Below are 18,310 nucleotides of genomic sequence, written 5' to 3'. Positions count from 1 at the left end.
GACGAAAATTAATTGACATACCGTTCATAGATCGATTTATTAAGCACCCTGATTTTGAGCAGCAGTTCGTCGATACGGGAAGCATCCTCTCCGCTGCGGGTATAGTGGTCTATCAGCCAAAAGTACCGGTTAATCAGGCGGGGGATCAGAATATTCTGTTGTTCAGGTCTGTCCCGCAATTCGTTCTCCATGGTAAAAATTGACTGTTTCAATTTTCCCAATTCAATAGCCCGGAGTTCCCGTTTAATATTGAAAACTCCAAACAATACACCGTATACCGGTATCCACTCCTCAAGTTCGGGGCTTTTATATCCAAGTTCTTGTACCTTTTGCTGAAGCAAAAGGATAAGATCCGATTCCATGGACCGCAGGTCAATCCGTTGGGGATTGATAAAAAAAGCCTCTCTAAAGAGAGCCTTTGCAAGGCGGACTTCGTCCACCAAGGCATACACATCGGCCAGTTCGGAAATTGCTTCCGCATCGTCCTTCTTTGCGCCTGCGGCTTCTTCCAAATATTGCAAAGCCTGTTCGTAGTTGCCTACCCCTTTGTAACAGCGGCCAATCCGGAGCAATAGTTCTGGGTCCTGTTTCTCGCCTCCGTCCATTGCCAGCTGCTTAAAGCAGGCCAAGGCAGAAGAGAACACAAAGCGCCGGATTGCATAAATGCACCGATCAAAGGCTGGACCTATACGATCAAGGAAACCGTAAAAGGCTTTCCACTGAGCTAGGTAAAATTCGCCCCTGTTAAAAAAATCTGGAATTTCTTCGCCCCGTTTAGTCCGTTCAACCCACCAGTTAACGCATTTAAGGGCATAGACAACTTCCGGATCTTCAAAGTCTATCTGGAGTGCATGTTCCAGAGCGGCCAGGGCCGATGATGCATCAGAGGCTTTCAGGTTATCATAGGCTTTCTGAAGGAGCCCCTGTATTGACGTTTCTGCATCCATGACTTGAATAAGAGGGTAATATCTGGTAAAACATCGTCCCTCAATTCACTTATTATACCATTTCCACCGCCTTAGTCAATCATGGTTGCCTTTACAAGCTCCGTTTTGCAGTCTATCATGGGGCTATATGAATAGTCCGCTTATTGCTCCTTCTATTTTATCCGCAAATTTTGCCCGCATGGGTGAGGCTGTATCAGAGATTGATAGATCTGGCGCCGATTGGGTCCATATCGATGTAATGGACGGCAGTTTTGTGCCCAATTTAACCTTCGGGCCCAAAATGGTAAGCGATTTGAGACCCTATACCCGTTTACCCTTCGATGTTCACCTTATGATTCAAAATCCGGACAGCCTCATACCGGCCTTTGCAGAGGCAGGCGCCGATTATATTACCTTTCATCTAGAGGCAGTCATTCATGCCCACCGCAGCGTACAGTTGATCCGAAACCTGGGGAAAAAACCTGGAATCAGTATTGTACCATCGACTCCGGTCAGCCATGTAGAAGAATTGCTGCCCTATGTGGACCAAATTTTAATTATGACCGTAAATCCTGGGTTTGGCGGACAAAGCCTCATTACTACCTGCCTGAATAAAATCAAGCAGTTGGTATCTATCCGAAAGGCAAAGGATCTATCATTCCTGATTGCCGCCGATGGAGGTATTAATCAAGAGACAGCCACCCTTGTACGGAATGCGGGCTGCGATGTGCTTATTGCAGGTTCTGCTTTTTTTTCAGCCCAGGACAAAAACGGCCTAGTTCATGCGTTAAAGGGAGAAGTTTTTTAATACAGCCATCATGAGTGCAGGGTGAAGGCCTTGATTTTCAGAGCTAATCCGCCGAAATTTATACAATAAATAGGAGAGCCATCGATGGTTTCAAAACGTAATGCCCTTTTCATGCTCCTCGCTGTTGTGTTCTGCGGTATTGTTGCTGCCCAGACTCCCAAGGAACTTTTGGAAAAGGGGCTTGAATATTACCGTGACGGAAAATGGCAGGACGCGGTACTCACCCTTCGCCGTGTCCAAACCACTGCGGATGATATGGCCCTTAAAAATGAAGCCCTCTATTGGATTTCTCTTTCAGAACTTTTTGCCGGCTCCTACGAAGCGGCCCTGCAGGACGTGGAAGCATACTTAAAAAATGCTCAAAAGGATAGCAAGTATTACGAAGCCATGTATAACAAGGCTCGCATTCTTTTTTATCTTAACCAGTTTGATGGAGCCATACCGATATTTAAGACCTATGCTGATGTGATGCAGGATGCAAACCGGAAAGCTTCAGCATATTACTGGATAGGTGAATGTCTTTTTGCCCTTGGCCGGCTTGATGATGCCAGAAATACCTTTTCCATAATAACGGAGAAATACCCGCAGAGCTCTAAATTCGAAGCTGCCAGTTACCGTATAGCCCTGGTGGACCAGAAAAAAATAGAAAGCGAATTACTCAACCTTCTTAAGTGGAGTCATGAAGAATCACTGAGGACCGTAGAAGAATACCAGCGGCGTGAACGATCCTATGAACAGGCCATATTAGCTTACCAAAAACGGATCGCAGAAATGCTTAAAGACACACATTTGGCGGATCTAGAAAAGGAAAATAAGGAGCTCAAACAAAAATTAGCTGAAGTAGAAGCCGCATTGGCTACCGCTTCATCGCAGCCAGTTCAATCAACAGTAGCTGCTGTACCGCCTACAGAAACCGGATCAAGCCAGCCGCAGACAAAAGAGATCGAGCAGCCTGCGACAGAAATACCAAGCACAGAAAAACTATCCCAGGAACAAATCAATAAACTGCTTGCGCTTAAGGCTCAAGCGCTTGAATTGCAAAAGCTGCTGTTAGATCGGCTTGCCGCTTCTGCTAATCAGGGAGAAAAAAAATAATGAAAAAGTATTTATTGTCCCTTCTGCTTAGTGTGTTGTTATTTAATTGTGTAGCCCAGATTGGTGCCGCTGATTTTTCAGAAGGACGGATTAAGCTCGTTCTTAATGAAACTACCGGTCGTTTTTCACTCTACTATCTGACGGATATAAAAAAGGAACGGTATCAAGCCCTTTTTGTGGATAAGGATCCGAGAACTTCCTTTTTGAGCATCCTTGTAGATGACAAAGCATACCGGCTTGGAGAGAGTACCATGTTCCGCCTGCGAGTTCAGAATGAACTCTCAAAGCCCGCATTGGTTTTTGAATCCTCCATGCTTGACGTAATACAAGAATTTGAGTTTATTCGGACTGGCGGATCTACCTTGGCAAACGGAATAAAAATGAATATCAAGGTGACCAACAAGGCAGAGAAGACTATCCCTGTTGGTATTCGGTTCGTTCTTGATACTTCATTGGGTGAAAATAGCACCAATCACTTTTATACGGATTTGCAAAACATCCCGTCTGAAATCCTGCTTACAGCAAAGGATAATGATGCTTTTTGGATTTCTAAAAATGAAAGCCTGGGTCTTATGGGATCTATCATATATTCTGGTATAACAAGACCCGATATGGTTCATTTTGCCAACTGGAAACGACTTAATGATGCCAGCTGGAAGGTAAATCCAAGTAATGGCAGAAACTTTAATTTGCTTCCCTATTCAATTGGGGATTCAGCGGTGGCCTATTATTATGAACTGGTGTTAATTCCCCGTGGAACAAGCCGTACCGTTTCCATCATGTTCGCCCTTGCGTCTGAAAAGGGTTTTGATAATGTTGGCAAAAGTGTAGAAGGTGATATATCGCAGCTGCTCGGAAGTACTCCATCTGATTCATCTGTTGATGAATTGTCACTCAGAACAGACCTCATTATGGTTGGAGATGTAATGAACCGGATAGACAGTATTTTGACTGAACAGCGTATGGTAACTGAGGATGACCTGGCAGCTCTCGAGTCAATCATTTCTAAGCTTAAGGCTAAAAACGAGTCTCGGTAATACACGGTAACGCATAGGATGAAACTTGATCCTTTACTAACCAAGGCCGCTCGGTATGCACGTCAGGGCCAGTATGGTAAAGCCATACGTCTTCTTGAGCCTGAAGTACTGCGATACCATGACTCTCATCGGTTTTACTATATTCTGGCCATCTCATGCCTCTATTCCGGTGATTTTGGCGGGGCCCATACCTATTTAAGGCGCTGCCGGGAACTAAAAATGCAGGATTCTTATACATTGCTCGGACTTGCATCTCTGCATATACGGAGGGGAGAAACCGATAGAGCGGTAGAACTGTATTTAGAGGTGCAGGATCTGGAATTGGCCAATCCTCATCGATCTAAAATCGCATTGAAACTTGCCAATCGAGGTTTGCAGATTATTCGTAAATATGGAGATAAGGAAGCCCTTTCAGCCTGGCTTGAAACCGGTGCTCTTAAAAAAACTTTCCCCCCTCCGCCGCCAGTACCGCGCAGCCTGCGTAGCCGCCTTCTTTTTGCATCTGGGGCAGTTGTTATTATTGTTGGAATAGCTGGTTTAGGCATGGCAACAGGTATGCTTCCCAATCCATTTCCTGTTTCACAAAAACAGGGTCGGCAGGGAATGGATAGCCTCACTTTAAATGAAAATGACCTCCGCTCCGTAGTTCAGACCTCAGGTTCATTCCGCTATGTGCTGACTCGGGATCAGGTATTAAAAAGTTACGATAAGGCAAAGGCGCTTTTTGCAGAATTTAGGGACGATGCCGCAAAAATAGAAATTAACCGAATACTTGAATCTAACGCTTCTGAAGCAATAAAAGCTAAGGCTTCGCTCTTGCTTTCTTATACGACCACTCCCGATTTTCATACCCTGAAGGATCTCTATTCATTCCTTGATGTTCAAAAAGACCCCTATCTGTACCATAACGTGACAGTGCGCTGGAAAGGGATGGCAGCAAATGTTCAACAGGGAAACAAAGCTACCAGTTTTGATTTACTGGTTGGCTACGACATGAAGACTGTTTTGCAGGGGATAGTGCCCGTGGCTTTTCCCTTCGCGGTGGCAATAAACCAGGAAATCCCCATAGAAGTGCTTGGTTCTGTGGTCATTCAAGAGGGAGGGAAAATCGCGCTCAAGGGCATTGCTATTCATCAATCTGTCGCGTTACCCAGTCCGGAGGCTACGCGATGAGGGCCGTTGTTCAGCGGGTGTCTGATGCATCTGTATCGGTAGACGAAAAAACTGTAGGAGCCATATCGATGGGACTCCTGGTATATCTGGGGGTTGCCGCCCAAGATACCGAGCAGGATGCGGATTATTTAGCTGAAAAGGTAGCTAACCTGCGCATTTTTACCGATGAACAGGATAAAATGAACCGATCTGTTCAGGATGTAGGCGGAGAAATCCTCGTGGTATCACAGTTTACATTGCTTGCAGACGCGCGGAAAGGCAGACGACCTTCTTATTCAGATGCGGCCGAACCGGAAAAGGCAAATCAGCTGTATCTATATTTTGTTAAAAATCTCCGCAGCCGAGGATTTACTGTGGCCACCGGTATGTTTCAGGCATCCATGCAGGTTCGCTATACCAACGAAGGGCCTGTTACCATACTTTTAGATTCGACAAAACTATTTTGATCTCTCGAGTTACAAAAGCCGGGGACGACTCAGGTATTCTGCCGCATTAAAGGGCTGGAGCAGCTTCCCCAGGGATTTGTCTTCCGCTATGGTGGCGATTATTTTTGCGGATAGCTCCGTAGAGGGAACAATTTCAAGGTTAGGCAAATCCTCTATAAAACATTCGGGACAAAACACCGTATCGGTAACCATGATATGTTTTAAAAGCCCCTGGCTGCTTAATTCGCAGAGCCGGTCCATGGCGGGGGGCGAAAAAACCGCGTGTACCGCAAGCAGGTTAATCTCCGCTGGTTCCAAATTGGCAAGGGTTTTTATAAGACTGTACACCGACCCAGCGGTATCTACCATGTCATCAACGATCCAGAGTACCTTGCCCTTGATCGGCTCCGCAGAAAGTATGTTGATAGACTCTACGGTATTGACTTTGGAATAATCCCGCTGCTTGTGGGCCACCACGAGGGGTGCCCCAAAGGCATTGGCAAAGCTCCGAGCAAGTTTTTCGCCCCCCGCATCGACACTGCAAAACGCCCAATGGGGCCGTACAACCGACTCTAACTGGTCTAAGGTCTGTATATAGGTATCGCAGAGATGTCTTTTTAAAAGCGTCAGCCCCGGGACATCATCAATAGCACAAATCGTTGGATCCACCATACTTTTAGATTTATCTGAATGGAGCTGGTAGGTGATAATATGCTGGGTGCCAAGGCTCGCCAGGATCTTAAAATGTATCCAGAGCCCTACCGAGTTGCGCCGGGTGGTCCTGTCTGACCGGGAACAGGAAACATAGGGTTCGAACACGATAATCCGTTCCGCCTGAGCCCGTTTCAGGGCGTCCACCGCATGGTAAAGCTCTATTTTCGCTTCTTCTACAGGAATACCCGCTATATTTCGGGCCGCATTGGCAAAAAGGTAGACATCCTGCCCCCGCAGAGATGAGGCCACCGATACTTCAAGTTCTCCATCGGCAAACATGGACACCTTAAGTGTATCAACCCTGTTGATGCATTCGGCCTGGTCAGAAAAACTCGGAAAATGAACCAGTTTTTGTACCACTTTATCTGCATATTCCTGCATTGAACGGGTAGCCACTATGGCAAAGGCATTTTGCATATTCTAATCCTACGATGACTTTAAAAATCCGTCGAGCCCTTGGTTGATAGAATTGCAAATTTTGTGTACTGTTAAAGCAGATAATGAAAAAGGTCCGTACAGAAAGGGGAGGCTAAGGTGGCAAAGGTTATTGATGCAAATGGTTCAAATCAGGAACAGCGGGCAAGCACTGAAGAAAAACTTAAGGCCCTGGAAGTGGCCCGGCTGCAGATAGAAAAACAATTCGGCGCCGGCTCCCTCATGAAGCTCGGCACCCATGTCAATGCAGCAGGCATAGAAATTATACCCAGTGGTTCCATTTTGCTCGATGAAGCCCTTGGCATTGGCGGTTATCCCCGGGGAAGAATTATAGAAATTTACGGCCCTGAATCTTCAGGAAAGACCACCCTGGCCCTGCATGCTATCGCAGAAGCCCAAAAGCGGGGCGGCATTGCAGCCTTTATCGATGCTGAACACGCCCTGGATCCGGTATACGCTAAAAATCTGGGTGTTAATATTGATGAACTGTGGGTCTCCCAGCCTGATACGGGAGAGCAGGCCCTGGAAATTGCCGAAAGCCTCGTACGTTCCGGCGCAGTGGACGTAATTGTCGTAGACTCGGTTGCAGCCTTAACACCCCAGGCTGAAATAGAAGGTGAAATGGGGGATGCCCATGTGGGACTCCAGGCCCGGTTGATGAGCCAGGCCCTGCGCAAGCTGACCGCAACCATCGGAAAATCCAAAACTATCCTTATTTTTATTAACCAGATCCGCATGAAAATCGGCGTTATGTTTGGCAATCCCGAAACTACGACCGGCGGAAACGCCCTTAAATTCTATGCCTCGGTGCGGCTGGAGGTCCGAAAAATGGAAACCATCGAAAAGGGCGAAGCCGACGCGGTGGGCAACAAGGTTCGGGTTAAGGTAGTTAAGAATAAAGTCGCGCCGCCCTTCCGCAAGGCTGAGCTGGACATAATGTTCGGTAAGGGCGTTTCCGCCGTGAGCAGCATTCTGGATGCGGCGGTTAAATATGAAATTATCGACAAAAAAGGTGCCTGGTACGCCTATGGGGAAGAAAAAATAGGCCAGGGTAGGGACAATGCCCGGGAATTTTTGGAAAATAATCCTGCGCTTACGGCTGAAATCGAGAAAAAACTCAGGGCTATTATGTTTCCCGGGATGAAAGAACCAGAGGTGGTTCAACAGACTGGGGCAAGCTCCGCTGCAATACCCGGTGCTATTGCGCAGGGCGCAATAACGCAGGGCGCAAAACCTGCTTCAGCGGCGGCTGGAACTGCTGGTGCAGGTTCTGAAATACGGCCCTCAGCAGCGGCTCCTAAGGCTTCTGCCGCATCCGCAGCAGCCCCCCGAGCATCCCAGATAAAGGCAGGGCCTACCAAACCTGCATCATCAGAAGATGACGAACTCTTCTAATCCGGTAATTCTTGGGCTGGGATCGAACAGGGGCGACAGCAAAACAATATTAAAACAGGCTGTCGCCGATTTAGGCACCCTCTTAGAAGACCTGCGCTGCTCCCCCATATACATCAGCAAACCCCGCTATGTACTGGATCAGCCCAATTTTTTTAACTGTGCTGTAGCAGGCAACTTTTCAGGTACCCCGATGCAGCTTCTTGCATCTGTTCAGGCAATTGAAGCTCAATATGGAAGGGATAGGAGCAAGGAACGATCCAAGGGAGAACGTACTCTGGATATCGATATTCTTCTTATGGGGAGTCTTGTTGTATCCGAACCGCCTCTATTGCTTATTCCCCATCCCCTGCTCCATGAACGGAAATTTGCCCTCCTTCCGCTCTTAAATCTTGAACCAGAAGCGCAGGATCCCCGGACCGGGGACTATTATTGGAAAATCTATGAAAACCTGGAAAGCCAGGGTATTTACTATGCTGATTTTGATGACTATAATCAGCATTAATGGAAGAACTTAACCAAAACGCTGCATATCGATTCAGACTACAACAATTCGAAGGCCCCCTGGATCTCCTTCTTTTTTTAATTAAAAAGAATGAGGTAAATATTTACGATATACCCGTAGCCCAGATTACTGAACAATATCTGGAATACCTTACCTATGCTACAGAACTTGATCTTGAAAACCTCACTGAATTTCATATGATGGCCGCAAACCTGTTGTATATCAAATCCAGAATGCTGCTGCCTATTGAAATAGAAGCGGATGATGAAATCGAAGATCCCCGTCAGGAGCTGGTTGATAAGCTCATTGAATACCAAAAACTCAAAAAACTCACCGAGCTCATGGAAGAAAAAGAACGGGAAGCAGAATGGGTCATTGAGCGTAAAAAACTGCAACGGGCTCTTCCTTTTGCGGATGTGGAACTGTGGGAAAAGGTAGATGTCTGGGACCTATTAAAAACCTTTTCCAGTCTCATGACAAACCTGACCAGCGAACGGATTATTGACCTTTTTGAGGAGGTCACGGTCAATGAAAAAATGGCCCTTATGACCGAACTATTGGAAACAAAGGGACAGTGCAATTTTACCGATCTTGTGGTCCGCAGCGGATCCGTCATGGATATTGTCTGTGCGTTCCTCGCAATCCTTGAGGCGGTAAAATTCAGAATGGTTTCGATATATCAAAATAAAATGTTTGGGGACATCATTATAAAACCATACGAGAAGGTAAATAGCGATGGAGTTGCAGTTGGATAAGGAAACCGCCCTCATAGAGGCAATTCTCTATCTCGAAAATGAACCAATAGAGGAAGCTGCTCTGATACGCATTTCTGGGCTCTCTAAAGATGTGGTTGAAAAGGCCCTGGAGAATTTGCAGGAACGTTTTTCCCGCAGCGACAGCGGCATAGAGCTTTCCCGAGTCGGGGGAGGCATCCTCATCGCTCCCAAAAAAGAGTATTGGGATGTTCTGCGGGACCGGTACGGCAAAAAGAACGATGCAAAACTTTCAAAGGCCGCTCTGGAAACCCTTTCCATTATTGCCTATTCTCAGCCCATTACCAGGGGGGAAATAGAAGCCATACGGGGTGTTTCGGCGGATACCATGATTCGTCTGCTCCTTGATCGGGGCCTTATTAAAGAGGTCGGTAAAAAAAACGTGCCCGGGAAACCTATTCAATACGGTACCACTAAGGAATTCCTCAAATTTTTCAGATTGGAAAGTATCGCCGATCTGCCTAAACTCGATGAAAGCGATCGGGACAGGTTTGAACTCAATGGATAAACCAATACGACTTCAAGCCTTTTTAGCCCGCTGCGGCATCGCGAGCCGCCGTGCATCGGAGGCACTCATTCTTGCAGGCCGGGTCTCGGTAAATGGAACTACCATTACGGAACTAGGGACCAAGGTGAGCGAAGCCGATACTGTATTGGTAGATGGCAAAGCGGTGCGGCTGGAACAGCAGAAACTGTATATCGCTTTGCATAAACCGGCGGGTTATATCTGCAGCGCCAGGGACCCCCAGGGCCGACCCTTAGCTCAGGACCTGCTTCCCAAGAACATAACCGAACGGGTCTATACCATAGGCCGGCTTGATTTCCGCTCTTCGGGTCTGATTATTTTTACTAACGACGGCGATTTTGCAGCTGCCCTGGGTCACCCTTCGGCGGAACTTGAAAAGGAATATCTTGTGGATTCTACGGTACCCATTCCGGACAGCATGCTGGAAGCCTTTTCCAGGGGTATAGAAATAGAAGGGGAGCGATATACCTGCGCTTCCATAGAACGGCTGGGAAGGAAATCCGTCAGGGTTGTTTTGATAGAAGGAAAAAACCGTGAAATCAGGCGGGTTTTTTCATACTTCCATTTGCATCCCCAAAGGCTGCATCGGGTTCGTATCGGGCACCTTTTATTAGGTTCACTTCCTGAAGGGCAGAGCCGACCGCTGACAGCTGAAGAATTGAAGCAGTTTCAAAAGTATACCGAAGGCTATAAAAACAGGAGAAAAGCTCATGGTTATCGCGATTGATGGGCCCGCAGGATCCGGAAAAAGCACCATCGCCCGACTGCTGGCGGAACGACTCGGTTTTACCTACATCAATTCAGGAAACTTATATCGGGCTATTACCTTGAGGTGTTTGCGCAAAGGTATCAGCCCCATAAATCCGGAAAAGGCTCTTGCCTGCGCCCAGGAAGCCCGTATTGATTACCAAGGCCAGAAAGTAATACTGGACGGAGAGCAGGTGGATGACAAGCTCCATAGCGATGAAATAGATGCCTGGGTAGCCCAGCTTTCTGCAATCGTGCCTATCCGCCATGTCGTTAATGCCCTGGTCCGGACTATCGCAGCGGGAAAAAATGTGGTAGTTGAGGGCCGGGACATTACTACCGTGGTATTTCCCGACGCTGAATACCGTTTCTTCCTCGACGCCAGCCCCGAAGCCCGGGCAAAGAGACGCTACACCCAGGGGGTTTCTAAGCTGAGCCTTGAAGATATTGCCGAAGGTATTCGCAAAAGGGACGAGATTGACCGGAATAAAGCGGAAGGGAGCCTTAAAATTGCCGATGGAGTTAGCTATTTAGATACATCGGACTTGACCATTGAGCAAGTTTATGACAGATTGATAGAGAAAATTCAGTTATAAGGATCAATTATGGGTCAGATGGAAGTGGAAATGGATGAGTCTAAAAACTCCGCGGACAACATCCAGACACAATTACAGGAAGAGTATCTTAAATCCCTCGAACAACTTGAAGAGGGCCAGCTAGTCGACGGGTACGTGATTCAGGTAACCCCAGACCAGGTATTTGTCGATGTAGGCTACAAGTCGGAGGGAAAGATCCCAATAGCGGAGTTCACCGAAGTTCCGAAGGTTGGTGATACCGTTTCGGTCGTGCTTATCACGAAAGAAAATAAGCACGGAGAAGTCATTGTGTCTAAGCAGAAGGCAGATATAAAGGTCTTCTGGAAGAACCTTCGGCAAGCTTTCCAGGATCATGTTCCTGTGGAAGGGGTTATCGAAAAAGTAGTCAAGGGCGGCTATGATGTGAATCTAGGGGCCGGTGTTAAGGCATTCCTTCCCATCAGCCAGTCCGATGCTAACAAAGTTGATAAGCCTGAAAAACTGCTTGGCATAAAGTCTAAGTTCTATGTGGAACGGCTCTATTCGGACGGCAAGGTTAATATCGTTGTTAACCGCCGCAAATGGATGGAAGAAGAAGTAGAAAGCCGCCGTCAGGCCTTCTTTGCCAATACTCAAATTGGCGATGAAGTCGTCGGAACGGTAAAAAGCTTCACTTCTTTTGGGGCCTTTATCGATCTGGGCGGTTTCGATGGACTACTGCATATCAACGATATGAGCTGGGGTCATGTTACCCGGCCTAAGGACTTTGTTAAAAAAGGTCAGGAAATTAAGCTCAAGGTTATCAGGATTGATCCCGCTGAAAAGCGTATTAACCTGTCCCTAAAGCACTTCACCGACGATCCCTGGGTGCATTTTGAAGACAAGTACCATGTTAATGACATCGTAAAAGGCAAGGTAACCAAGCTCACCGATTTTGGTGCCTTTATTGAGCTCGAAGAAGGTATTGAAGGCTTGGCTCATATTTCTGAATTCTCCTGGGTTAAGAAGATTCAGAAGCCAGAAGAGGTCCTTAAGATCGGCGATGAAGTCGAATGTATGATTCTGGGTTACGATCTCCAGGCTGGTCGGGTCTCGCTGGGACTCAAGCAGGTTACTGCCAACCCCTGGACAACTATTACTGAAAAATATCCTGTTGGAACCCGTCTTACCCGTAAGGTCGTAAAATTGACCAACGCCGGCGCCTTCGTTGAACTTGAAGAAGGCATCGACGGATTCCTCCATGTGGATGACCTGTCTTGGACAAAGAAAATCAAGCATCCGGGCAGCGAACTTCAGGTTGGCCAGGAAGTAGAAGTCATGGTCATTGCCTGTGAACCTGAAAACCGGAGCATCCGGCTGGGTATTAAACAGCTTTCTGAGGACCCCTGGAAGACCTTTGCGGAGGCTTATAAGGTAGGTTCTCCGATCGAAGGTGAAATAGCTTCAGTCACCGATTTTGGAATCTTTGTACGGGTTCCCGGAGGTATCGAAGGACTTATTCACAAGTCTAACCTCACGGAAAATCGGGAAGAGGATCCTGAAGAGGCTCTTAAGAAATACAAGGTTGGTGATAAAATTAAGGCTGTGGTCCTTGAGTTGCAGCCTGATAAACAAAAGGTAGCATTCTCCATTCGGGATTACCAGAAAAAGGTGCAGCGGGAAGCGATTTCCCAGTACATGGCCGAAGAGAAGACCAATGAATCCACCTTTACCCTGGGAGATATGTTAAAATCCAGGGATTCCAAATAAGGTAATGAGCCAAAGGCCATGCTGGCATCGATCGACGTCCAAAAGTTCAATACTCTGATAGAGATTAACACTCTTATCAACTCGAACTATGGGGACGTTCGATCCTTGCTTACGCAGATCCTTGAGTCTGCCACAAGGCTTTGTGAGGGGGAGGCGTCGAGCCTCCTCCTGGTCAATAAACAGGAACAAAAACTATATTTTGAAATTGCCCTCGGTTCTAAGGGAGCGGCGGTTAAAAAGTACTCCCTCAATATGGGGGAGGGTATTGCAGGCTGGGTGGCCCAGCATAACACATCGATCATTGTAAACGATGTAGAAAATGACAGCCGTCACCTGGCGGAAATTTCAAAAAATATTGGATATCCTTCCCGTACCATGCTTGCAGTTCCCATGCGCATGAAAGAAGAATGCGTTGGGGTCATCGAGCTTATCAACAAAAAAAATGGCAAATATTTTACCCAGGATGATCTTGAATGGCTTGAAATATTTGCAAACCAGGCAGCCCTCGCAATACTTAATGCCCGGAGTTTCGAAAAAGCCCAGGAAGAAATCCATTTTCTACAGGATCAGATACAGACCGACAAGGGCTATCATACGCTCATTGCATCTAGTCCAGTTATCCTGGAAAAACTCGAAATAATTGACCGGGTTGCAAAAACCGATTCTTCAGTGCTTATTCTCGGAGAGAGCGGTGTAGGGAAAGAGCTTTTCGCAGAACAGATTCACCTTAAAAGCAACCGTAACCAGGGACCCTTTGTACGGGTTAACTGTGCAGCCTTGCCAGAGGGACTCTTGGAAAGCGAACTGTTCGGCCATGTGAAGGGAGCCTTTACCGACGCGGTGCAAAACCGTCGGGGACGCTTTGAAATGGCCGACGGGGGAACTATCTTTCTCGATGAAATCGGGGATCTTCCGCTGAAACTGCAGGCAAAGCTCCTTCGGGTTATCCAGCAAAAGTCCTTTGAAAAGGTAGGATCCGATACAACCATTAAGGTAGATGTGCGTATTCTTGCTGCTACCAACCGTGATATAGAGGCCTTGGTAGAGAAGGGCGAATTCAGAAGCGATTTATATTACCGGCTGAATGTACTTCCCATCTATATTCCACCCCTGCGACAACGGCCCGAGGATATTCCCGAATTGGCAAACTTTTTCCTTAAAAAATTCAGCAGGGAAACAAAAAAGCAATTTGACGGTTTTTCCGACGAAGCTATGGAGATCATGCTGTCCTACAGCTGGCCTGGAAATGTACGGGAACTTGAAAATTGCATTGAACGGGCCTGTGTAATCAGCAAGGATCGGTGGATCAAGGCGGAAGACCTTTTATTACGGAATATGCAGCATACACCGCCTATGCCGGAACAACGAAATTTAAAAAATGCACTGACAGTGTTTAAAAAGCATTATATAAAAAAGGTTCTGGAAGAGAATAACTGGAACCAAACAGAGGCAGCCCGTGCCCTTGATATTCAACGAACCTATTTATCAAGACTGCTCAAAGAACTTGATATTGTAAATCCCAAGGAGTAGGACAACAACATGGAAAAGGCATCCACAAACCAAGATTCGGTCGGTGTATCTGGCTTGCTAATTAATTTTATTCAAAGAAACCGGGTTTTGCTTTTCGGTATTCTTGGAGCCATTGTAGTTGCGATCATCGCAACGGTGATTGTAATTACAGTCGTCGATTCTATGAAGGTACAGGCTATTGAACAGGCAGAATCCTTTTCAGAACGGTACGACAAAGTTCGTTTTGAAAGCGATGAAGCAAAGAAGGATAAAGAAGTTGCTCAACTGGTAGATGAGCTTAAATCTTTTGCTGCTTCCCATTCATCCTATGCTGGAGCAAGGGCACTCAATATCCTTGCAGGCATTTACGCTGATAAAAAAGAATGGTCTGAGGCTGAAAAAGCATGGGTTGCCATAGCAGATAAGCTTCCTAAAAGCTATCTTGCTCCTGTAGCTCTCTATAACGCTGCCACTGCCGCGGAAGAAAGGGGCGACTTTGTTCGGGCTATCGAGCTATATACAAAAGCCGCAGATACTTATGGTGATGAGTTTCCCCTCGCTCCACGGATCTATTTTGCCATAGGACGGCTCCAAGAGACCCAAAAGAACAGCGCCGCTGCAATTTCAGCATATCAGAAACTTGTTGAAAAATGGCCCAATGATAATTGGACAAAACTCGCCCAGAGCCGTATACTTTTTATAACCGCTAACGAAAAGTGAGGTACCTATGGCGAGAAAACGGGCAAAAATATTTGAGACCAGGTATTTTGGTTTCATCATCGGTTTGTTTGTCTTTCTCGCCATATTGCTTCTTGACCTCAGTACATCTATTTTTACAAATCTCAATACTAAGGCAACGGATCTTCAATTTTTTTTGAAAGGTTTAATGACCGCCACCAGTGTTCAGGAAGGGGTGACGGTTACCGAAAAAAATCCTAAGATTTCGGATGATATCGTTATTGTCGGTATTGATTCGAGAAGCCTTGCTAAATTTGGGAAATGGCCGTTTCCCCGATCTACCCATGCGAATTTAATTGACGCTTTCTCCCGTATAAAGGACCAGCAATCCAGAGAATCCTCTATTTTTATTGACGTTTTTTTTATAGAAAGTGATCGAAAGGCATCTGAAGATGCCCGGCTTATAAACAGCATTGCGCAGGCCCAGACTGTATATTTAGAAACCCTTCTTGATGTCGGTATTGCTGATTACAGCTCCCATGAAATGATGCTCAAACGCCAGGGAGTGCTTTTTGAACGATTCCCCGGTTTTAAACAAGTAAGCGGATCGTGGCAGGAAATGAGGGATTTTAGCAGCGTGCAGGCGCCGCTTATTCCCTACGCCAAGGTTGTTGCAGGATACGGACACGCCAATTATGTTCAGGATGTGGATCAAATTTACAGAAGGCAAGCGCTGGTTGCTAAGCTCACTACAGAGGTTGAACAAATACCCTTTACACATCTGCAGCCAGGTTATACTGTAGATGAATCAAAATATGAACGACTTGTTTGGTATGATAAAAAAAGTGTTGCTCATACGATTAAAACGCCAGTAAGCCAAGAAAGTCTCAAACAGCTTAGTAAAATTTTGGAAAGTTCATCTCCTCCCGTTATTATTGATAAAGACGGAGACGGTAATCCGGATGAACAATACTTTATTGTCAGAAAAGTAAAAGATTATTTTGTACCTGCAATTACCTTGAGTTTAGCCTGTAATTATTTTGGGGTCGATCCTTCGCAACTTACGGTTGAAATTGGCAAACACATTATTATTCCTAATCCTACAGTCCGGGATCCTAAAACAGGGGGGAGACTCCCTTATAGTATCCCTGTCGGAAAGGATACCTATGATAAAGATGGTAATCTTGTAAAAGCCGCTCCCCGTAAGGTTCTTTCGGAAATAGTGATACCCATTAACGAAAACGGGGAAATGGTTATTAACTATATGGGCTATCGTTCTTCTGCTGCCCTGGATGGTTACAGGACCTTTCCGGTTCGTTCCTATGCAAGTTATGCCGAACGGGCCCCGGGCCCTGATCCGGCGACCTGGCCTAAAACAAAGGCGGTGGATAACAAAATACTCATGGTAGGTCCCTTCGCCGACGGCATTGCCCAGGATGAAAAGCCGACACCCTATGGGCTTATGTACGGTATTGAGATCCATGCCAATGCGCTCAATACCATCTTGATGAATAACTTTCTTGTTCCGATTCCTCAATGGATTGAATATCTAATTCTTGCTTTATTTATCGTAGCTATTTGTTTTTATACCTCCCGCTATTCCACACTTTGGGGTTTTGTCTCGGTGTTAGTAGGTATCATTGTATTGTTCCTTGGAATTTCCATTGTTTTTGAACGAAATAACCTGGTTATAGATTTTCCGAAACCCGCAATTGCCATGATTCTTTCTTTCGTCGCCGTTGTTTCCTATAGAGCTATGACGGAAGAACGGGACAAGAAAATGATTCGAACCACCTTTGGAAAATATGTGAGTCCTAAAGTGGTTGATCAGATTTTGGAAAATCCTCCTGAACTAGGCGGTGTGGACAAAGAGCTTACCGTACTATTTTCAGACATTCGCGGTTTTACCACCCTATCTGAAAATATGACCCCCCAGGAACTGGTAAATCATCTGAACGTTTATTTAACCGCCATGACTGATCTGATACTCGAATACGGGGGAACCCTGGATAAATATGTAGGAGACGAAATCATGTGTTTCTGGGGAGCTCCGATCCCACAGGAAGACCATGCAATCCTTGCCTGTAAATGCGCCTTACGGCAGATGGAAAAACTCCGCGAACTGAATGAACAGTGGCCTGAAAACAGGCGCATCAATATTGGAATTGGCCTTAACTCTGGTATCATGACGGTTGGAAATATGGGGTCTCCGGGCCGCATGAACTACACGTTAATGGGTGACAATGTTAACCTCGGGGCACGACTTGAGGGGACTAACAAACAATATGGGACAGGTATCATTATTAGTGAGTTTACCTACGGTCTTGTAAAGGACCACTTTATAGTCCGGGAACTTGATAACATCCGTGTTAAAGGAAAAAACAAGCCCGTACTCATTTACGAGCTTATAGATGCTGTAGATTCCCTCGATCCGCCGGTTTTAGAAACCGGTAAGAAAAAGCGGGGCAGGGGATGAATTGTTTTTCATGAAGCATTTCTTTTTCCGTTCTTTTATTATAGCGGCAACAAGTCTTGCACTCTTTATGAGCTGCGGTATAGATAATTATATTTATCTTGCACCGGTTAGTTCGATTAATAGATCTATCGACACTATTACGGTAAGCCTCCCAAATGCAGATCAGCCTGAGGATTTTTTTTTAGGTTATAAGATTTATTATAAAATATATTTAAGTACACAAACTTTTACCAGCGTTATTGCTACGTCTGATTTTGTGGCTTTGAATACTATTTTAAATAGCGATTATTCAAAAATCTCTCCCTATCTTTCTACTGATTCAGTAGTCTCTATTAATATGGATTCTTTTTTCAAAGATACGCTCGCTTATTACCAACTTAAAGTTGCAAACAACGATTTACAAAGCCTACTTGCCGCAACTTCGTTAAATAATTCTTTTACATTACAGAAGACTAATAGTAGTTTGAGTATAATTATTAGTTCCAATGAATATAATCTTCAGCGCAGTGTTAGCGATAATAGCTCTGTATTTGCCTATTTGGGAATAACAGGGAATGATGTAGTAACTTTAGATAATCATAGTACTGGTTATGTTGTTTTTTATATTTTTGCCTATGGGACCGACGAGTATGGGGCTTCCATTTTTAGTAAGCCAGCTTTTTTAGGAGTCCTTCAATTACCGCAGTAATAAATATAGCGAAGGGTCAGTTTAAAAATAGAAGTTAAAAAAGAATATTCTTAACTATACATAATGTATATTCTGTCTA

General features: G+C 45.7%; 16 protein-coding genes and 1 pseudogene. 15 read left to right on the top strand and 2 right to left on the bottom strand.

The features are described 5' to 3' along the window. Positions 1-8: 8 nt before the first annotated feature. Positions 9-947, bottom strand: coding sequence for a tetratricopeptide repeat protein (locus Q7P68_RS03295; protein ID WP_304222755.1), 939 nt, complete (start codon positions 945-947; stop codon positions 9-11). Positions 948-1,074: 127 nt separating this feature from the next. Between Q7P68_RS03295 and rpe the strand changes: the two genes are divergently transcribed. The 5 genes from rpe (at position 1,075) to dtd (ending at position 5,485) form a co-directional block, all read left to right on the top strand. Next, entirely contained in the window at positions 1,075-1,734 is a 660-nt protein-coding gene (gene rpe / locus Q7P68_RS03290; protein WP_304222752.1) for a ribulose-phosphate 3-epimerase, read from the top strand. A gap of 84 nt (positions 1,735-1,818) precedes the next feature. Continuing rightward, positions 1,819-2,829 carry a tetratricopeptide repeat protein gene (locus tag Q7P68_RS03285; protein WP_304222750.1) on the top strand — a complete coding sequence of 337 codons (1,011 nt, stop codon included), beginning with the start codon at positions 1,819-1,821 and terminating at the stop codon, positions 2,827-2,829. Next, a complete protein-coding gene (locus Q7P68_RS03280; protein ID WP_304222747.1) occupies positions 2,829-3,866 on the top strand; it encodes a hypothetical protein in 1,038 nt (345 codons plus the stop codon). Before Q7P68_RS03285 ends, Q7P68_RS03280 begins: the two co-directional genes overlap by 1 nt. An 18-nt stretch (positions 3,867-3,884) precedes the next feature. Continuing rightward, complete coding sequence (locus Q7P68_RS03275) at positions 3,885-5,039, top strand: tetratricopeptide repeat protein (RefSeq protein ID WP_304222744.1); 1,155 nt, start codon at positions 3,885-3,887, stop codon at positions 5,037-5,039. Next, positions 5,036-5,485 (top strand): D-aminoacyl-tRNA deacylase, encoded by a 450-nt coding sequence (gene dtd / locus Q7P68_RS03270; RefSeq protein ID WP_304222741.1) that lies wholly within the window; start codon positions 5,036-5,038, stop codon positions 5,483-5,485. The genes Q7P68_RS03275 and dtd overlap by 4 nt, the downstream gene beginning before the upstream one ends. A gap of 9 nt (positions 5,486-5,494) precedes the next feature. Here the strand turns inward: dtd and prs are convergent, their stop codons facing one another. Next, positions 5,495-6,595, bottom strand: a complete 1,101-nt coding sequence (gene prs, locus Q7P68_RS03265) for a ribose-phosphate diphosphokinase (RefSeq protein WP_304222739.1) — start codon at positions 6,593-6,595, stop codon at positions 5,495-5,497. 117 nt (positions 6,596-6,712) lie between these two features. Between prs and recA the strand changes: the two genes are divergently transcribed. The 10 genes and pseudogenes from recA (at position 6,713) to Q7P68_RS03210 (ending at position 18,231) form a co-directional block, all read left to right on the top strand. Next, entirely contained in the window at positions 6,713-8,008 is a 1,296-nt protein-coding gene (recA, locus tag Q7P68_RS03260; protein WP_304222737.1) for a recombinase RecA, read from the top strand. Beyond that, positions 7,992-8,510: a 2-amino-4-hydroxy-6-hydroxymethyldihydropteridine diphosphokinase gene (folK, locus tag Q7P68_RS03255; protein ID WP_304222734.1), complete on the top strand. Its 519-nt coding sequence runs from the start codon at positions 7,992-7,994 to the stop codon at positions 8,508-8,510. The genes recA and folK overlap by 17 nt, the downstream gene beginning before the upstream one ends. Next, a complete protein-coding gene (locus Q7P68_RS03250) occupies positions 8,510-9,265 on the top strand; it encodes a segregation and condensation protein A (RefSeq protein WP_304222732.1) in 756 nt (251 codons plus the stop codon). The genes folK and Q7P68_RS03250 overlap by 1 nt, the downstream gene beginning before the upstream one ends. Continuing rightward, positions 9,246-9,791, top strand: coding sequence for an SMC-Scp complex subunit ScpB (gene scpB / locus Q7P68_RS03245; RefSeq protein WP_304222729.1), 546 nt, complete (start codon positions 9,246-9,248; stop codon positions 9,789-9,791). The genes Q7P68_RS03250 and scpB overlap by 20 nt, the downstream gene beginning before the upstream one ends. Then, complete coding sequence (locus Q7P68_RS03240) at positions 9,784-10,536, top strand: pseudouridine synthase (RefSeq protein ID WP_304222726.1); 753 nt, start codon at positions 9,784-9,786, stop codon at positions 10,534-10,536. Before scpB ends, Q7P68_RS03240 begins: the two co-directional genes overlap by 8 nt. Next, positions 10,520-12,880: pseudogene (rpsA, locus tag Q7P68_RS03230) on the top strand (30S ribosomal protein S1). Before Q7P68_RS03240 ends, rpsA begins: the two are co-directional and overlap by 17 nt. Positions 12,881-12,898: 18 nt before the next feature. Then, positions 12,899-14,410, top strand: coding sequence for a sigma-54-dependent Fis family transcriptional regulator (locus Q7P68_RS03225; protein WP_304222717.1), 1,512 nt, complete (start codon positions 12,899-12,901; stop codon positions 14,408-14,410). Positions 14,411-14,419: 9 nt separating this feature from the next. After that, entirely contained in the window at positions 14,420-15,109 is a 690-nt protein-coding gene (locus Q7P68_RS03220; protein WP_304222714.1) for a tetratricopeptide repeat protein, read from the top strand. 7 nt (positions 15,110-15,116) lie between these two features. Continuing rightward, positions 15,117-17,543 (top strand): adenylate/guanylate cyclase domain-containing protein, encoded by a 2,427-nt coding sequence (locus Q7P68_RS03215; RefSeq protein ID WP_304222711.1) that lies wholly within the window; start codon positions 15,117-15,119, stop codon positions 17,541-17,543. Between the two features lie 10 nt (positions 17,544-17,553). Next, entirely contained in the window at positions 17,554-18,231 is a 678-nt protein-coding gene (locus Q7P68_RS03210; protein ID WP_304222708.1) for a hypothetical protein, read from the top strand. Positions 18,232-18,310: the final 79 nt, after the last annotated feature.

Source organism: Gracilinema caldarium, assembly GCF_029265695.1.
GTDB lineage: Bacteria > Spirochaetota > Spirochaetia > Treponematales > Breznakiellaceae > Gracilinema > Gracilinema caldarium_A.
Note: the sequence above shows the minus strand (reverse complement) of the source record. Positions and strands in the feature narration are given on the sequence as shown.

Bases quoted from the DNA above. Each gene is read 5' to 3' on its own strand.
- Q7P68_RS03295 (WP_304222755.1), bottom strand. From the start codon at position 947: ATGGATGCAGAAACGTCAATACAGGGGCTCCTTCAGAAAGCCTATGAT.
- rpe (WP_304222752.1), top strand. From the start codon at position 1,075: ATGAATAGTCCGCTTATTGCTCCTTCTATTTTATCCGCAAATTTTGCC.
- Q7P68_RS03285 (WP_304222750.1), top strand. From the start codon at position 1,819: ATGGTTTCAAAACGTAATGCCCTTTTCATGCTCCTCGCTGTTGTGTTC.
- Q7P68_RS03280 (WP_304222747.1), top strand. From the start codon at position 2,829: ATGAAAAAGTATTTATTGTCCCTTCTGCTTAGTGTGTTGTTATTTAAT.
- Q7P68_RS03275 (WP_304222744.1), top strand. From the start codon at position 3,885: ATGAAACTTGATCCTTTACTAACCAAGGCCGCTCGGTATGCACGTCAG.
- dtd (WP_304222741.1), top strand. From the start codon at position 5,036: ATGAGGGCCGTTGTTCAGCGGGTGTCTGATGCATCTGTATCGGTAGAC.
- prs (WP_304222739.1), bottom strand. From the start codon at position 6,595: ATGCAAAATGCCTTTGCCATAGTGGCTACCCGTTCAATGCAGGAATAT.
- folK (WP_304222734.1), top strand. From the start codon at position 7,992: ATGACGAACTCTTCTAATCCGGTAATTCTTGGGCTGGGATCGAACAGG.
- Q7P68_RS03250 (WP_304222732.1), top strand. From the start codon at position 8,510: ATGGAAGAACTTAACCAAAACGCTGCATATCGATTCAGACTACAACAA.
- scpB (WP_304222729.1), top strand. From the start codon at position 9,246: ATGGAGTTGCAGTTGGATAAGGAAACCGCCCTCATAGAGGCAATTCTC.
- Q7P68_RS03240 (WP_304222726.1), top strand. From the start codon at position 9,784: ATGGATAAACCAATACGACTTCAAGCCTTTTTAGCCCGCTGCGGCATC.
- Q7P68_RS03225 (WP_304222717.1), top strand. From the start codon at position 12,899: ATGCTGGCATCGATCGACGTCCAAAAGTTCAATACTCTGATAGAGATT.
- Q7P68_RS03220 (WP_304222714.1), top strand. From the start codon at position 14,420: ATGGAAAAGGCATCCACAAACCAAGATTCGGTCGGTGTATCTGGCTTG.
- Q7P68_RS03215 (WP_304222711.1), top strand. From the start codon at position 15,117: ATGGCGAGAAAACGGGCAAAAATATTTGAGACCAGGTATTTTGGTTTC.
- Q7P68_RS03210 (WP_304222708.1), top strand. From the start codon at position 17,554: ATGAAGCATTTCTTTTTCCGTTCTTTTATTATAGCGGCAACAAGTCTT.